The 16442-nt window shown below is 69.2% G+C and carries 14 protein-coding genes; 5 read left to right on the top strand and 9 right to left on the bottom strand.

Features of this window, described 5'->3' with window-relative positions; translation table 11 throughout:
• Positions 1 to 503: 503 nt before the first annotated feature.
• Together ade and AB1634_14550 are read right to left on the bottom strand one after the other, a co-directional pair.
• Positions 504 to 2240 carry an adenine deaminase gene (ade, locus tag AB1634_14555; protein MEW6220735.1) on the bottom strand — a complete coding sequence of 579 codons (1737 nt, stop codon included), beginning with the start codon at positions 2238 to 2240 and terminating at the stop codon, positions 504 to 506.
• A 21-nt stretch (positions 2241 to 2261) separates the two neighbouring features.
• On the bottom strand, positions 2262 to 4250 hold the full coding sequence (locus AB1634_14550; protein ID MEW6220734.1) for a hypothetical protein: 1989 nt from the start codon (positions 4248 to 4250) through the stop codon (positions 2262 to 2264).
• Positions 4251 to 4592: 342 nt separating this feature from the next.
• Here AB1634_14550 and AB1634_14545 point away from each other — a divergent pair, with 342 nt between their 5' ends.
• The 5 genes from AB1634_14545 (at position 4593) to AB1634_14525 (ending at position 10378) form a co-directional block, all read left to right on the top strand.
• On the top strand, positions 4593 to 5714 hold the full coding sequence (locus AB1634_14545) for a hypothetical protein (GenBank protein MEW6220733.1): 1122 nt from the start codon (positions 4593 to 4595) through the stop codon (positions 5712 to 5714).
• A 66-nt stretch (positions 5715 to 5780) separates the two neighbouring features.
• The gene (locus AB1634_14540) at positions 5781 to 7187 is read left to right on the top strand and encodes an aminotransferase class V-fold PLP-dependent enzyme (protein ID MEW6220732.1); all 1407 of its coding nucleotides are present in this window, start codon (positions 5781 to 5783) and stop codon (positions 7185 to 7187) included.
• Positions 7184 to 7468, top strand: coding sequence for a hypothetical protein (locus AB1634_14535; GenBank protein MEW6220731.1), 285 nt, complete (start codon positions 7184 to 7186; stop codon positions 7466 to 7468). Before AB1634_14540 ends, AB1634_14535 begins: the two co-directional genes overlap by 4 nt.
• Complete coding sequence (locus AB1634_14530) at positions 7465 to 7701, top strand: hypothetical protein (protein MEW6220730.1); 237 nt, start codon at positions 7465 to 7467, stop codon at positions 7699 to 7701. The genes AB1634_14535 and AB1634_14530 overlap by 4 nt, the downstream gene beginning before the upstream one ends.
• Positions 7691 to 10378, top strand: a complete 2688-nt coding sequence (locus AB1634_14525) for a PAS domain S-box protein (GenBank protein MEW6220729.1) — start codon at positions 7691 to 7693, stop codon at positions 10376 to 10378. Before AB1634_14530 ends, AB1634_14525 begins: the two co-directional genes overlap by 11 nt.
• Before the next feature lie 11 nt (positions 10379 to 10389).
• Here the strand turns inward: AB1634_14525 and AB1634_14520 are convergent, their stop codons facing one another.
• The 7 genes from AB1634_14520 to AB1634_14490 all read right to left on the bottom strand — a co-directional run bounded on the left by AB1634_14520 (position 10390) and on the right by AB1634_14490 (position 16269).
• Positions 10390 to 10989, bottom strand: a complete 600-nt coding sequence (locus AB1634_14520; protein MEW6220728.1) for a YceI family protein — start codon at positions 10987 to 10989, stop codon at positions 10390 to 10392.
• A 49-nt stretch (positions 10990 to 11038) separates the two neighbouring features.
• Positions 11039 to 12403 (bottom strand): ferric reductase-like transmembrane domain-containing protein, encoded by a 1365-nt coding sequence (locus AB1634_14515; protein ID MEW6220727.1) that lies wholly within the window; start codon positions 12401 to 12403, stop codon positions 11039 to 11041.
• A 92-nt stretch (positions 12404 to 12495) separates the two neighbouring features.
• Positions 12496 to 13821 carry a hemolysin family protein gene (locus AB1634_14510; protein ID MEW6220726.1) on the bottom strand — a complete coding sequence of 442 codons (1326 nt, stop codon included), beginning with the start codon at positions 13819 to 13821 and terminating at the stop codon, positions 12496 to 12498.
• Between the two features lie 61 nt (positions 13822 to 13882).
• A complete protein-coding gene (locus AB1634_14505; protein MEW6220725.1) occupies positions 13883 to 15364 on the bottom strand; it encodes a YdgA family protein in 1482 nt (493 codons plus the stop codon).
• Positions 15365 to 15472: 108 nt separating this feature from the next.
• Positions 15473 to 15793, bottom strand: coding sequence for a DUF2442 domain-containing protein (locus AB1634_14500; GenBank protein ID MEW6220724.1), 321 nt, complete (start codon positions 15791 to 15793; stop codon positions 15473 to 15475).
• Positions 15768 to 16010 (bottom strand): DUF4160 domain-containing protein, encoded by a 243-nt coding sequence (locus AB1634_14495; GenBank protein ID MEW6220723.1) that lies wholly within the window; start codon positions 16008 to 16010, stop codon positions 15768 to 15770. The genes AB1634_14500 and AB1634_14495 overlap by 26 nt, the downstream gene beginning before the upstream one ends.
• A 31-nt stretch (positions 16011 to 16041) precedes the next feature.
• Positions 16042 to 16269 (bottom strand): hypothetical protein, encoded by a 228-nt coding sequence (locus tag AB1634_14490; GenBank protein MEW6220722.1) that lies wholly within the window; start codon positions 16267 to 16269, stop codon positions 16042 to 16044.
• Between the last annotated feature and the right edge of the window lie 173 nt (positions 16270 to 16442).

Here is a 16442-nt window from a genome sequence, read left to right as displayed (position 1 = left end):
GCCGTAAGCCACCCCAAACTGCCCCGGATCACCACCGCGTCCTGGCTGATTCCGGCAAAAAGTTTACGAAGCCCACGCGTCAAACCCTATGGGAATAGCCAAGTTTGGGGGCTCCGGGAATTGCTGTGATTTCTCCTTGAAGGAGCGATCGAAGAAGGCATTGTGCAGCGTTTCGCCATCCCCGAGCAGGATCACGCGCAGATACTTCCCGGCCTCGGGAATCCAGGCCCACTTCCGTATCCTGCGCCTGCACCTCCACATGGTCCGGGTGCGCCATCGCCCGAATGATCCAGTCCTCTTTGGATCATGGCCCGATCCGGCCGCTGGCGTATGTAGGCGAAATACTGCGTCGTCTTCACCGCCACGACTCCTCCGGGGCGCCACCGCACTCCGCATCCACGCCTTCTCCTGACAGCATCACCATGCCCTCTGCAAAGCCCCCCGTCAAGAAGAAGCACGGCGCAGCGGTGGCGGCCGGGGGACTCGGCAAGGCGCCCGGTGGCCTACGCGAAAAGGGGCACAATCGCGAAGCGCTCCACGTCCACCAGGCCGTGGTCGGTGAGCTTGAGCTGGGGGATGACCGGCAGGGCCAGGAAGGAAAGGGCCATGAAGGGATCGGGAAGGAGACAGCCCAGACTGGCGGCGGCCCGGTGCAGGCCGGTCAGGTCCTCGACCACCGCATGCAAGGGGGCGCCGGTCATGAGACCGGCAATGGGCAGGGCAAGGGTGGCGAGAACCCGGCCCTGGCTGGCGACGGCCAGGCCGCCGCCCAGCTCGGCCACCGAGCGGGCGGCCAGGAGCATGTCCGCGTCGTTGGTGCCCACGACAATGAGGTTGTGGGAGTCGTGGGCCACGGTGCCGGCCAGGGCGCCGCCGGTGAGCCCGAAGCCCTGGACGAAGCCGAGGCCCACGCGGCCGCTGGCCTGGTGGCGCTCGATCACCGCCAGCTTGAGGAGGTCCCGGCCCGGGTCGGCCACGGCCAAGCCGCCCTCCCGGCGCACCGGCAAGAAGCGGGCCTGGGTGAGGAGCTGGCCGGGCAGAAGACCGATCACCCGCAGCCGGTCGCCTGCCGCCGCCACCGCCAGATCCACCCGGGACCAGTCGATGTGGACCCGGCCGGCGGCGGCGCCGGCTGCCGGCGGTGGCAGGCCCAGGGCCGCGCCATCCCGGGCCACCAGCCGGCCAGCGGCAAAGACCGCCTGGACCCGGAAACCGGCCAGATCCTCCACCAGCACCAGATCCGCCCGGCGGCCGGGGGCGATCATGCCCCGATCCCGGAGGCCGAAGCGCTCCGCCGGGCTGCGGCTGGCCATGGCCACCGCGGTCACCGGAGCGAGACCCTGGGCCACCGCCAGGCGCAGGATGTGGTCCAGGTGTCCCTGTCTGGCCAGATCCACCGGATGGCGGTCGTCGCTGACAAAGAACGCGCGGCCACAGGCGGCTGGCGGCACCCCGGGCAGGAGATCGGCCAGGTTGCGGGCGCTCGATCCTTCCCGGATGGCCAGCCACATGCCGGCGGCCAGCTTCTCCCGGGCCTCGGCGGCCGTGGTTGCCTCGTGGTCGGAATCGATGCCAGCGGCGACATAGGCGGCCAGGTCGCGGCCGGACAGGCCCGGGCAGTGGCCGTCCACCGGCAGGCGCCGCCTTCGGGCCGCCAGGACCTTGGCCAGAACCTCCGGATCGCCGGCCAGAAGGCCAGGAAAATTCATCACCTCCGCCAGGCCCAGGATCCGGGGGTGGTCGAGCAGGGGGGCGAGATCCGCGGCGGAGATGGCGGCACCGGCGGTCTCCAGCGGGGTGGCCGGCACGCAGGAGGGGGCGGTGAAGAAGACGCTCAAAGGGAGATCGGCGCTGGCGGCCAAGAGCCAGTGGATGCCGGCCAGCCCCAGGACGTTGGCGATCTCGTGGGGATCGCCGACCACGGTGGTGGTTCCCCGGGGAAGCACCGCCCGGGCCAGCTCCAGGGGGGAAAGCAGGCTGCTCTCCAGGTGCAGGTGGCCGTCGATGAAGCCGGGACACAGGTAGCGGCCGGCGCAGTCGTAACGCTCCCGGCCCTGGTAGCCGGGCCCGACCCCGGCGATGACGCCCTCGGCCACCGCCACCTCGGCCTCGTCGATCCCGCCAGTGCAGACATTGACCACCCGGCCGTTGGCCAGGACCAGATCCGCCGGCTCCAGGCCGCGGCTGACCCGGATGAGGCGGCCGAGCTGTTGGGGAGACAGGGCGGTGGTGGTCTCCATGGAATCTGTCTCCAGGGAAGCTCAGTACCGCTGGCGGCGGGTCAGCTTCCGGACCCAGTCGATGGCGCCGGGGGTGGCCTGCCAGACGTCCCGCATGTCCTCGCGATAGAGGTAGGCCTGGTCGTCGCCTCCCGGCTCGACCGTCCCCGAGTCGTCGAAACGGGGCTCCTTGACCCGCTCGGCGGTGAGGAAGCGGGTCACCCGCGGCAGGGCCTCCGCGGCGTGGGTCAGGGCGGCGTCGGCCTCGTCCTGGCGGCCCTGGCGGAAGAGGGCCAGGGCCTGGCCATAGAGGGTATCCGGCAGCACGTCCTCCGGGAAGCGCTGGCAGATGGCCAGGGCCTCACCATCGGCGCCGTGGCGCAGATGGAGGTTGACGAGCAGGGCCCGCACTCCGTGCTGGTCCTCGGGATTGAGGCGCAGGAGGATGGCGGCCGTGGCCATGGCCTCCTCCTCCTCATTCTCGTGCAGGAAGAAGGTGACGAGCCTGGCCAGGAGCCGGAGCAGGGGGCGGTTGTCCGGGGCCAGCCAGGGCAGCTCCAGATCGTCGCGCTCGGCCAGCAGCGCCTGGGCCAGATCCCGGGCCCGGAAGAGCAGGGGGGCGAGGATGGCCTGCTCCAGACAGGCGACACCGCCCTGGGGATGGAGGACCAGGACATTGGCCAGGTCGTCCAGGATGTCCAGGCTGTCAAAGGCCTCGGCATGGGCCTCCAGGAAGCCGGCCCAGGCATCCTCCCGGTCCGGGTCCCAGGGATCCGGGTCCACAGGCGGCTCCGGGCTGATCCCCGCCGGCTTGCCCAGGCCGAGGATCGCCTGCCAGCCGACCTCCACCTCCCGGATGCCAGGGGGGGCCTCCAGGGCCAGCATCTGGCCGGGGGGGGCCTCGCTCGGCAGTCGGCCCTGGCCCACCCTCCTGGCCAGACCCTTGAGCTGCCGGACCAGGCCGCCGCCAGTGGCTGGCCGGCCCGCTGGCGGATGACCCAGACCCCGCAGCCGGTAGGCCGGCAGGGGCCGGGCTGCCACCTGGCGCAGCCACTCCAGAAGGCGCATGCCGGCGCCACCGGCCATCTCGATGGACAGATCGGTGAAGGCGGCCTGGGGATCGGCGGCGACCTGGAGGAGGAAGTCCAGGGGCGGCTCCTCGGGCTGGAAGCCCAGCCGCTCCAGCCGCTTGATCCAGAAGCGGGCCCGCTCCCGGGCCTGCTCGGGCTGGTTGTCGGCCATGAGCAGGTGCACCTCCAGGGAGCCCAGGGAGGGCTCGTCCGGGTCGTCCCGCTGGGCCTGGCGGAAGGCCTCCCAGGCGGAGAAGGTGTCGCCGTCGTCCATGTAGATGGAGGCCAGACGCTGGTAGGCCGCAGCCCGCAAGGGAGAGCGGGGCACGGCATCCAGGATCCGGCGGATGAGCCGCTGCTTCTTGGCCCCCCAATCCAGATCGTCGTAGACATTGAGGAGCACGTCCAGGGCGTCGCCGGCCACCGCCGAGTGGTCCCGGATCGGGTCCTCGAACAACGGCTCCAGGAGCACCAGGGCCTTCTCCGGCCGGCCATCGTGGAGGAGCTCCATGGCGGCATCGGCCAGGGCGCCCAGGGGAACCCGCTCGGCGGCCACCGCCTGCTGGATGCTGGCCGCGGGCAGGTGGAACAGGAGATAGAACCAGCAGTCCTGGCTGTCCAGAAAGGGGGGCTCGGCCTCGGGGTCCGCCTCCGGCGGCGGCTCCGGCAGCGGCCGCGGGCCGGACGGCTCCAGGCAGGGGGTCACCGGCGCGGTCTGGAAGTCCCGGCTGGGCAGGGGCATCTGCTCCCAGATGAGCCGCCCGAGCTGAGCCGCCATCTCTTTGAGCTCCTCCGGGGCGTAGACCGCGCCCTCCATGGGGGCGAGATAGCCGGCGATGCCGGCCCGCAGCCAGGCCTGGAACTGGCCATAGTCCTCGTGGCGGAGGATCTCCTGCACCGCATCGTCCAGAAGCCGATGCATATCAACGGGAAACCCATACTCCTCCCAGGATGAATCCACCTTCCCCTCCCCTTCCCCGAGCTGGACCCGATCGTCTGCCAGGCACGGGCGCTGGCACCCGCCTGCAGGCGGGTCCCTTTCGGCCCACGGCCGGCCCCGTGGCACTCCGACAGTAAGTACCACAGAGCAAAGACCGGCGCTCGGCCTTTTCGGCCCGGGCGGCCGGCTCGCAGGAACCGCAGAATATCGAACAAGGAATGTCCAAGGTCGAAGGGACTGGTCGTTGCCGTTTCGGATCCGATCTGCCGGTCCCTTCTGCGGTTGGACATTCCCTGTTCGACATTCGATATTCATCCTGGACATTCCTTGTTCGCTATTCGATATTCCTCCCGGAGACCGCCGATGCCCGACCCTGTCATCGCCTCCTACATCACCCCCCATGGCTTCGGCCACGCGGTGCGGGCCTGTGCCGTGCTGCGGGCCATCCACCGCCTCGCCCCCCAGGTACAGCTTACGGTGGTCACCGACCTGGACCGCTCCTTTCTCGAAAACTACCTGCCGGGGATCCCCTTCCGCCTGCGGCAGCGGGTGCTGGATGTGGGCCTGGTGCAACGGGACAGCGTCCGCTTCGACCTGGCCGCCAGCCTCGACCGCCTGCGCCGGCTGCGGGCGGAGGCCGGCGCCCTGGTGGCTGCCGAGCGGGCCTTTCTGCAGGCAGCCGGGGTCCGGCTGGTGGTGGCGGACGTGCCCTTCCTGGCGGTGCAGGCGGCAGCGGCGGCCGGCATTCCGGCGGTGGCGGTCTCCAACTTCTCCTGGGACTGGATCTACCAGGACTACGCCGCCGCCGACCCGGACTGGGCCGAGATCGTGGCCTGGGTGACGGACTGCTACCGGCCGTGCAACCTGGTCTTGCAGCTGCCCATGGGCCAGGTTTCGGCCGCCTTCCGCCACCGGTTGCCGGTGCCGCTGGTGGCCAGCACCAACCGGCTGTCCGGGGCGGCGGTCCGCGCCCGCCTGGGGCTGGCTGCTGATGACAAGGTGTGCCTGATCGCCTTCGGCCGGCTGGATCTGCCCGCCGAGGCCATCGCGCGCCTGGCACAGCTTGGCGACTGGCGCTTCCTCTTCCGGCGGCCCGTCGCCCTGTCCCTCCCCAATGGCGTCGAGGCCCGGGACTGGGACCTCTCCTTCCCGGATCTGGTGGCCGCCGCCTCGGTGGTGATCAGCAAGCCCGGCTACGGCGTGGTCTCGGACTGTCTGGCCCAGGCCAAGCCCCTGGTCTGGTGCCAGCGGGGCCCCTTTGCCGAGGTGCCCTATCTCCTGGCCGCGGTGCGCACCCATCTGCCCGAAGCGGAGCTGGCCACCGCCGCCCTCTACGCCGGTGACTGGGGGCCGGCCCTGGCAGCGGCCCTGGCGCAGCCGCCTGGGCCGCCGGTGGAGCGCCTGGATGGCGCCGAGGTCTGCGCCCGCCTTCTGGTGGACTGTCTTCACAGAAAGTGGTCCACTCCGGGTACGGAATGCCCTTGATGCGGCTGCTGCTCCCGAGTAACCTGGGCTCTGCTCCGATGCCGTCTTCCCTGCAGAGGCCCAACCATGCCCTCTCACCGCGGCTATGATCCTGCCCTCCTGGCTCAGGGCCTTGCTGCCCTCACGCCGGTCCTGCTCCGGTATCTGACCGAGGCCCAGGCCGGCCACGGCAAGGTGCTGGTCCAGCGGCCGGTGGCCGAGATCCTGGAGGACCTGGACTTCCAGTCGGTGGTCGAGGACGGCCAGGCCGACCTCGCCGCCCTGACGGCCGCCATCCTCGAGCACAGCAACCATCTGGCCGACCCCCGCTACATCGGCCACCAGGTGGCGGTGCCCATGGTGCCCTCCGCCCTGGCCGACCTCGTCTCCGGCCTCACCAACAACGGCATGCCCATCTACGAGATGGGGCCGGCCGCCACCGCCATCGAGCGGGGCATGATCCGCTGGCTCCTGGACAAGGTGGGCTGGCAGGACAGCGGGGACGGGGTCATGACCCATGGCGGCAGCCTGGCCAATCTGACCTGTCTCCTGGCGGCCCGGGCCCGGGCCCTGCCCCAGGCCTGGGAGGAGGGGCCGAGCAGCGGGGCGGTGCTCCTGGCCTCCGCGGCCAGCCACTACTCCATCGCCCGGGCGGCGGCCATCATGGGCCTGGGCCGGCAGGCGGTCCAGGAGATCCCGGTGGATGGCCATGGCCGCATCCGGGTCGCCGACCTCAAGATCCTCTTCGACCGCCTCCAGGACGCTGGCAAAAAGGTGGTGGCGGTGGTCATCAACGCCTGCGTCACCGCCACCGGCGTCTACGATCCCATCTACGAGACGGCCTGCTTCTGCCGCCGGCGCAACGCCTGGCTGCATGTGGATGGCGCCCACGGCGCCTCGGCCCTGCTTGCCCCCCAGTACCGCTCTCTTCTGGCTGGCATCGAGCTGGCCGATTCCCTGACCTGGGACACCCACAAGATGCTGGGCACCTCCACGGTCTGCGGCGTCGCCCTCTTCCGGCAGCAGAGCGGCCTGGCCCAGACCTTCGCCCAGTCCGGCTCGTACCTGTTCGCCGGCGCCGGGCCGGGGCCGGACGTGGCGGCCCACACCGTGGAATGCACCAAGCAGCCCCTGGCCATGAAGCTCTTCTTCAACCTGGCGGTGATGGGCGAGGCCGGCCTGGCCAGCCACGTTGCCGAGCTGTTCCAGGCGGCCCGCGCCTTCTACGACCGGATCGTCAGCCGGCCAGGCTTCGTCGGCCTCTGCCCGCCCGAGGCCAACGTCTTCTGCTTCGCTTACGGCGACAGCGGCGAGCTTCAAGACCGCATCCGCCAGGCCCTGGTGGCCGAAGGCGACTTCTACATCACCCGCGCCACGGTAGACGGCCGCAGCTACCTGCGGCTGGCGGTGATGAACCCCTTCACCAGCGCTGGCCACATCGACGCCCTGTGCCAGCGCATCGAGGCCCTTGCCGAGGAGCTGACCCTGGCATGAAGATCCGCTTCTATCGCTCGTTTCTGTGCCCCCGCTGCCTGCTCGTGGCCCGGGAGCTGTCGCGCCTGTGCCAGCGCCACCCCGACCTGGAGGTGGAGACCGTGGAGGCCACCCTGCACCCTACCACCGCCTGGCAGGCGGGGGTGCGGATGGTGCCAGCCCTGGAGATCGGCGGCCGTTTTTTGGCTGGCTGGATCCTGCTGCCGGCCCAGGTGCGCCGGTTCGTGGAGGAGGCCATGGCCACAAGGCCGAGCGGGCCGGTGGGCGAGGTGGCGCGATGATCGACGAGCCAGCCGGCCCTCCGGCTGCGGCCCCCCTGGTCCGGGAGACCGACCTGCACGTCTGCCCGGCCTGCGGCTACCGGGACGGCTTTCACGTCTCGTTCCAACTGGCCACCGCCGGGGCGACCACCGCCGCCGTCATCCTCATCTGTCCCAACTGCCACCGGCACTTCCGGCTGGGCTGGCAGATCGACCTGCTGCCGGCCGGCGACCATCCGCCCCGTGGCGATTGAGCCCCTGTTCAACATCGTCTCCGCGATCGGCTTTGCGGTTGCCTTCCTGCTGGTCCTGCGCATCCAGAAGAACCTCATCGGCCATCCGGCCCGCGTCTTTCTGTGCGTCTTCCTGGGCATCTACTTCCTGGTCCAGCTGTCGAGCCTCCTCCAGCAGGGCGGCATCGGCTTTTATCTGGAGCGCTACCAGTACTACGCCGAGTTCCTCTTCCCACCCCTCTTTCTCTTCTTCATCTTCCCGGCCTTTGCCCTCTACGTCTTCTCGATGTTCATGCGCCAGGACCTCGAGCGGCGCATGCAGATCGAGGCCAGCCTGCGGGAGAGCGAGGACAAGTTCAAGAGCCTCACCGAGCAGATGGCGGACGGGGTGGCGGTGGTGATCGGCGGCCGCACCCGCTGGGTCAACCCCGCCTTTGCCGAGATCTTTGGCCGCCAGGTCAGCGATCTTCTGGATCTGCCCCTGGCCTCCCTGGCCAGCACCGGTGGAGTGGCCCTGCTCCAGGAGCGGGCGGCGGCCCGGGCCGCAGGCCGCAAGCTGCCCACCCTGTTCGAGATGGAGGCCCGCCGCCATGACGGCCGGCTGATCGTCGTCGAGGTGTCGGAGACCGAGATCGTCTTCGAGGGGGAGAACGCCCTGCAGGTGCTGCTCCGGGATGTCACCGATCGCAAGCGGGCCGAGGAGGCGGTCTGGCGGGCCAAGGAGGAATGGGAGCGCACCTTCGACACCGTGCCGGACCATATCGCCATCCTGGATGCCCGGCACCGGATCGTCCGCATCAACCGGTCGCTCGCCGACCGCCTGGGGGTGGAGCCGACTGCTGCCCAGGGCCAGTCCTTCCACACCCTGGTCCATGGCCTGGAGGAGGCACAGCCCACCCCGATGCCGGGCCAGGTCGCCGAGGAGGCCGGCCTGGACAGCGCCATCGAGCTCTATGAGGAGCGGCCGGACGGCTCCCACTTCCTGGTCACCGTCACCCCGCTCACCGACAGCCAGGGAGGTCTGGCCGGCTCGGTACGGGTGGCCCGGGACATCACCGAGATCAAGCGGGTGGAGCGGGAGCTGGCCGCCACCCGAGCCTTCCTGCAGTCGGTCCTGGACGGCGTCACCGACTCCATCATGGTGGTGGGGCTGGACTACCGGGTCCACCTGCTGAACCGTACCGCCGCCGAGCTGCACGCCGCAGGCCCCGCGGACGGCAGCCGCTCCTGCCACGAGATCTCCCACCACCGGTCCGAGCCCTGCTCCGGCGAGGAGCACCCGTGCCCGCTGCGGGCGGTGGTGGCCTCCCGGGAGCCGGTCACCGTCATCCACACCCATACCAGGGCCGACGGCGCCGAGTACGTGGTGGAGATCGCGGCCTCGCCCATCGTGAGCGACGACGGCCAGGTCTCCGGCATCATCGAGGTGGGCCGGGACATCACCGAGAAGCTCCGGCTGGAAAAGGAGCGGCGGGGACTGGAGCTGCGCCTGTTCCAGGCCCAGAAGGACCAGTCCATCGCCACCCTGGCCGCGGGCATCGCCCACGACTTCAACAACCAGCTGGCCACGGTGATCGGCAACGCCGAGCTCCTGGAGATGCCCGCGGCCAGCCACGAGCACCGGTCGGCCATGACGGCGGCCATCCTGGGCGCGGCCCAGCGGATGACCGAGCTGACCGCCCAGCTCCTGGCCTACGCCCGGACCGGTGCCCGGGAAAAGAAGGTCTTGAGCCTCAACGAGATGGCCCGGCAGATCCTGGAGGTGGAGGGCATGGGTCAGGGCCTGCCGGTGGAAAGCCGCCTGGAGCTGGCGCCTGATCTGTGGCCGGTGACCGCCGACTCCGACCAGATCGCCCAGGTGCTCACCGCGCTTTTTGCCAACGCCTTCGAGGCCATGGACGAGGAGGGCGGCACCCTGACCGTGCGTACCGCCAACCTCGCGCAACGGGCGGAGTGGGTCTGCGACCTGCACAACGCGCACCCGGCCGGCGACTATGTGCTCCTGGAGGTGGCGGACACCGGGCCGGGCATCGCCGAGGAGGTGAGAAGCCGGATCTTCGAGCCCTTTGTCACCACCAGGGCCCTGGGCCGGGGCCTGGGGCTGGCAGCGGTGGCCGGCATCATCCAGCACCACGGGGGCTGTGTGGCCGCCACCAGCAGGCCTGGGGAAGGCGCGGTCTTCCGGGTCCATCTGCCCCGGGCCGAGGAAAGCGGCCCCGGCGAGGAAGCGGCCCAGGTCGCCGCCTTGCGGCCCCGGGGTCGGGTCCGGATCATGGTCCTGGACGGCGAGCCCCAGGTCAGACTCATGCTGCGCAACGCCCTGGCGGCCCACGGCTTTTCCGTGGTCAGCCCGGCCAGCCCCCGGGAGGCCATGGACATCCTCACCAGCCGCCGGCAGGTCATCGATCTGGCCATCCTCGACATCCGCATGCGGGGCCGAAACGGTCGCGTGCTGTTCCACGAGATCAAGGCCCTCCGGCCGGATCTGCCCCTTCTGACCTCCAGCGGCTACGACGCCGCCACCGCCCTGGCCGGCATCACCCTCACACCCGATGACGGCTTCATCCAGAAGCCGTACCGCCAGGCCGATCTCATCGCCAAGGTGAACGATCTTCTGGAGGGCAGCAGCAGCCGCCGGCAGGCCATGGTGAGCCGGCCTACCACCCTGCGCCTCCTGTCCGGCCGCCGGCCCGCCTGAAGAGGTCGGCCTCACTTCTGGCGCAGCAGCTCCAGGGAGACGAGGATCTTCACCTCCCGGCCCACAACACCCATCCGAAAGAATTTGCCGTCCCCCACGTGGTAGCTCAGCCGATCGATGGTGAGCTGACCCTCCAGGCCCGCCACCAGGGAACGGGGATCCATGGGGTGGTCCTGGCCGGGATGGAAGACCACCGGCAGCACCACCTCCCGGGTGACGTCTTTGATCGTCAGCCGGCCGGCAATGTCGAAGGTCTGCTCGCCGGTCCTGGTGATGGCGGTGCTGGCAAAGGTCATGCGGGGATAGGTGCTGGCCGCGAAGAAGTCGTCGGAGCGCAGGTGGCCGTCCCGTTTGGCCACCCCGGTCTCGACGCTGGCCACCTCGATCTCCAGACGCACCGAGCTGGCGCCGGGGTTGGCCGGGTCGAAGCGGATGGAGCCGCTGTACTCCGGGAAGGAGCCGCGGATGCTGGAGAAGATGTGCCGGACATCGAAGAAGAAGTTGGAGTGGGCGGTGTCGAGGCTCCACGCCGGGACCTCGGCCCCGGCGGGGGCGGCCAGGAGGGCGCCCAGGAGAAGCGCCGTCAGGATGGTGCTCAGTGCGGTCTTCATGATTGCCTCCTTGGAGAAAAGGTGAAGCCTTCGCCCGGCCGGATGCGCATCAGAGGCTGAAGGCCTCATCGTGGATGTGACGCCGGGCAAAGCCGAGCCCGGCCAGGATGCCGCGGACCTCGGCCATCATTGCCGGTGGACCGCACAGGAAGACCTCCGCCTCCCGGTGGCAGGGTGCCAGATGCTGGGCCAGGATGGCCCGGTCCAGCCGGCGGCCCGGCTCCGCCGCCCCGGGCTGCGGCCGGCTGTGATGGGGCAGGAACCGGAAGCCCGGGAGCCGCTGGCCCAGGCGCGGCCATTCCTCGGGAAAGAGGAGATCCTCCCGGCGCCGCACGCTCCAGACCAGGGTGATGGGCCGCCGGTCGCCGGTGTCGGCCAGATGGCGGAGCATGGCCAGCATGGGGGTGATGCCGATGCCGCCGGCGATCATCACCAGCTCCCGGGCCTGGAGGTAGACGAGGTGGCTGAAGCGGCCGAAGGGTCCCTCCAGGGCGACCCGCTCGCCGGCCGCGAGCTTCGGGACAGTCCGGGTCCAGTCGCCGCAGGCCCGGATGGTGAAAAGAAGGCAGGCCGGCCGCAAAGGCGAGGAGGCGATGGTGAAGGGGTGCTCCTCGGCGGAGACCGCCCTGGATTGGCAGCTCAGGAAGGCGAACTGGCCCGGCAGATAGGCGAAAGTCCGGCGGCCTTCCGGGACCAGCTCGATGGTGCAGGTATCGGGGCCGGCCGGGGTTACGGCCCGGACGCGGCAGGGCCGCCGGCCCAGACGCCGCAGCCAGCTGCCGGCCAGCACCGGGACGACGGTCGCCAGGGCGGCGAGGGCCGCCAGGCGGGGCGGGCCGGCGGCAAAGCTGTCCGAGACGGTCAGCACGTGGCCAAACAGCAGGGCCAGCACCGCCACCGCCCCCAGCCGGTGCAGCGGCCACCAGCGGTGGAAGGCCAGGCCCCAGGCCAGCCGCCAGCGGGCCACCGCCGCCATGACCAGGATCGAGGTCAGGAGCAGAAGACCCAGCGCCTCTGGCCAGAGCTTGGCGGTCAGCCGCAAGGTGCCCAGGGTTCCCAGATCCAGCACCAGAAAGGGATGGCCCAGGGCCAGGAGGGCCAGGAGAAGACCGCCATGGCGATGGCGGCGGAAGAGCCAGGGCAGACCGGCCAGTCGATCCAGAAGGTGCAGGCGGGCGGCCAGCAGGGGCTGCAGGAGCAGCAGGCAGGCGGCGGCCAGCCCCAGCATCTTGCCGCCCCGCAAGAGCAGCCGATCGAGGCCGAACCGGTACCACAGGGTCTTGGACGGAAAGAGCCAGGGGATGCTGAGCGCCCCGGCCAGGAGCAGGGCCAGGAGGATGAGGACAAGACCGCCCAGAAGGAGTCGCCACCCGGGAGCAAGGGGGCGGCCGAGGGCGATGGCGGCAGGGGTCATGGCAGGCCTTTGTCGCCCCCGTCGGGCGGACCGCGGCAGCGGTCCTGCCCGTCCCAGGGCCGATGCGCACCATGATGCCCCTGGCAAGACGGTCAGGTCAAGGGCGGGGATTCGGCGGCATCGTGCGCCGCCCCCTGTTCCGGCACGCGGCTGGCCAGCACCTTGTCCAGGCGCCTGCCGTCCAGATCGACCACCTCCAGCCGCCACTGCTCCCACTCGGTGACATCGCCGGTCCGCGGCAGGCGACCGAGGAGCCACATCATCATGCCGCTCAGCGTGTGGTATCTCCCCTTGTCCTCCTCCGGCGTTTCCTTGAGATCGAGACGATCCTTCAGCTCCTGGAGCGGGATCAGCCCATCCAGCAGCCACGAGCCGTCCTGGCGCTGGACGGCCCAGGCATCCTCGGCATTGCGCGGCTGGAATTCCCCGGTGACAGCCTCCAGCACGTCCTGCAAGGTGACCAGTCCCAGGACCTCGCCGTATTCGTCGATGACGAACACGATCTGGGTGCTGGAGGCCCGGAACTGCTCCAGGAGGTCCATCCCGGTCGCCGACTCGGGCACATAGGCACAGGGTTGAAGCTGGGCCGTCAGGTCAATCCTGCCGCTGGTGTGCAGCTGGGCCAAGAGCTGCTTGGCTGCAACGATGCCCAGGATGTCACCCAGCCCGCCCCGGCAGACCGGGAAGCGGGAATGGTCGGATGCCGCCACCTGGCTCAGGGTGGCTTCGAGGGGCTGATTGATGTCCAGGTAGACGATGTCGCTGCGCGGAATCATGAGCGAGCCCACCTGCCGGTCATCCAGGCGGAACACGTTGCGCATCATGACGTGCTCCTGTTTCTCGAGCACGCCCGCTTCCGAGCCTTCTGCCAGCATGGCGTGGATGTCTTCCTCGGTCACCTCCGATCCGCCCCGATCGCGCTTGCCCATCAGCTTCAGGATGAGGTCGGTGGAAAACGACAGCAGGTGAACGAACGGACGCGAGATCAGGGCCAGCAGCGAGATCGGCCGGGCCATGCGCCTGGCGATCCTTTCGGCATTGAACTGGGCGATCCGCTTGGGCACCAGCTCGCCGGCAACGATGGAGACATAGGTGATGCCCACCACCACCAGAGCCGTCGCCAGGACTTCGCTCAGCTCCTGCTCGGTGCCGCGGGTCTGCAGCCAGGCAGCAAGAGGGGTCGCCAGGGCGGCCTCACCGACGATCCCGTTCAGGATGCCAATCGCGGTGATGCCGATCTGGATGGTGGACAGGAAGCGGGTCGGCTCGGCGCCAAGGCGCATCGCGATCTCCGAGGAGGCATCGCCCTCCGCCGCCAGTCGCGCCAGCCGGCTCCGTTTCGCCGTGACCAGGGCGATCTCGGACATGGCAAAGAGGCCGTTGAGGAGAATGAGTGCGACCAGCACGAAGACTTCCATGGAGTGATCCTTGATCCGAAGAATGGCCCTCCTGACCGCGCGGCCGGGCAGGACCGCGCGATCATGGGCCAGAAGGTCCTTCCCCTCCGGGCCGGCCGGCCAGATCTTCTTCCTCAGGGCCAGGGGCAGCCGGGGGGAACGGTTGGCCGTTCAGCTTGAGACGGCCTGCCTTCAGCTCCGCCTGCACCTTGATCATCCCGCCTTCCCAGGTGATGTAGCCCTGCTCGCTGAAGACGGCGAGCTGCGCCCGGACCTGTTCCTGCTGCTGCCCGGCTGCGTTCTCTGCCCCGGCGCCGCGGTCAGCCATCCCGAAAAGGAGCGCCTCGGGAACAGCTGCGTCGCCGGCAGCCTCCAGCTTGGCCAGCAGCATCGCCGGCTCATCCAGATCCTCAGGGGTGACGCCTGGCAATCGCACCCTCGCCGCCAGCCGCGCCTCCCCCGCCGGGCCAACGACGGCCAGGCGATCGATGACGAGCTCGGGCTGATGCGCCAGCAGGGTCCTGACCGGTTCGAGCAGCGCGGCAAAGACCTGGGCCGCGCCGGCCGGGGATGGTCCCGCCACCTCCATCGCCTGCGGAACCATGGCCAGCATCGTGTGATAGAGATCCGCCATCGTCCTGGCGTGCAGGTGCCGGAAGGCCAGATCGAAGTGGGCCGGTCCCCATTTCTGGTCCGCCACGCAAATCTCTTCTACCCCCATCCGGCCGGCAATGTCGAGGATGTCGCCACTGTCCGGCATCTCGACGCCGTACCGGAGCTGCTTCAGGGTCACGGCCGGCCGAGCGGCAGCGGCGTTCTCGACCCGGATCTCCTCAATCGAGAACAGCTGGGAGCCCGAGTAGAAGAACGGCTCGTCCTCATAGACCCGCTTCTGATCGGCCTCGAAGCGGAGGTCAGAAAAGAGCATCCGGGTCTCGTTGCCCTCCTTCAGCTCGATGCGCGGCGTCCGGCCGGTCGCGGTGTATTGCTGCAGGTTGGGGGCGGCATCGATTTGCCCCTCGAACCCTTCCCAGAGGAGGCTCACCGCTGTGCCGGTGGGCGCCGGCGGCAGCGTCACCGCAGCCCTGGGGCTGTGCACGAAGGCGGAGAAGCCACCATCGAAACGGAAGACGGTTTGGCTCGCCACCGGTTTCTTGTCGCCGAAGGCCTGTCGCATCTCCTGGGGGAGATCAGGCACCGTGACGTCGCTGTCGCCGACTGCCGCGGCCAGCCTGGAAAGACCGGGAAACGGCCCATGCTGAATCCGGGTGTGGATCGTCACCGCCAACCGCTCGGGCACGGCCACCGCTGATCCAGACACCGCCTGGGTGCTGGCCAGGGCCCGCATGGTGTCGCCGAACAGCTCAATGGTCGCGGTCTCCTGGGAGCAGAAGACGCCCCGCCGGTAGTCCCGCTGGACGATCGTGAGGTAAGGCAGGGTTGCCACCAGGCTGTACTGCTGACCGATGACCTTTTCGATCTCCCTGCCCATGAACCAGGTGGACCCGGTGTAGAGGCCGCCGAGCAGGGCCGCCCCCAGCATCATCCCCAGCGCTGTTCTCATCTTCACGGTTCGCATCCTCAACAGAATCGGTTGCTGCCCCCCGGATCGGCAACGTGCCAGTCCTGCGCGGCAGAGCGGGAGGACTCAGGGCGGCGCTCAGGATGGCGGTCAACTGGGGCTGTTGTGTTGCCGTCCTGCCCGAGCTTCGAGCCACTTCCTGAGGGATTGCTGGCTTTCGCCCGACGCCCTGCCAGCCAGCAAGCCTTCAATGCTGATATCTTCGTCCAGGTCTTCCCAATGAATACCTTCGCCCCCACCGATGAGCCGCCAACGTTCTCGCTCTCCAGGTGTGGCCTCGACGAGCCGAGGATACCAGCCCAGGGGCACCGAAATCGTCCGGCCATCGCTCAGGTCCACAGAAAGGGTGTCGTCATTGATCTGAACGCGGACAGCGTAAGGGATCTCAATTTGAATCGCCGTGATAGCCATACCAAGCCCTCTTCAGCTCATCCTGGTGGGTCTTGATGATCCTCTCGATTCGCACGAGCTCCATTCGGGCAAATCCACCGCTGCTATGGAGCCGAACCGGATCCAGCCAATACTTGGCGACATTCTCGTCACGTTCCACGTGAACGTGCAAGGGATCGTTCCGGTCTCCCGCATAGAAGAAGAACCGATACGGCCCGTCACGCAGGACTGTCGGCATCTTCGCTGACCTCTATTGGTCACGCGACGCGCTACAGCTTGTTGGCAAAGTCGCGACTGGAGGTCGGTGGCGGCAGCGGCCTTCCCTCAGCACGGTAGAGCTCGATGGCCTCCTCAACAATTTGGCACAGCTCGTCGAAGACGGCCTTCTCGTCAGAGCCATGGCACCCCCCACGAACAAGCCCCGGTGCGCTGCCAACGTAGCACTGGTCCGCTTCAGACCATTCGACGATCTTCACGTATTTCGCGCTGTCCTTCATCTCTTCGACTCCTCGATTGCCAAGCGTACAGCCCGAAGGATCGCGAGCTGGTCTGCGCCCTCATCCAGGCCGTGGTCCTCCTCCGGGATGCCCTGGACAAGAAGACCGGCGCCATCAAGCGGCTCCTGGGGATGATCTTCGGCGCCAAGACCGAATCCTTGCGCGGGCTCGGC

It is taken from the genome of Thermodesulfobacteriota bacterium, assembly GCA_040755095.1.
Taxonomy (GTDB): domain Bacteria; phylum Desulfobacterota; class Desulfobulbia; order Desulfobulbales; family JBFMBH01; genus JBFMBH01.
The sequence above is the reverse complement of the archived record's forward strand: the minus strand, read 5'-3'. Positions and strand labels throughout refer to the sequence as shown.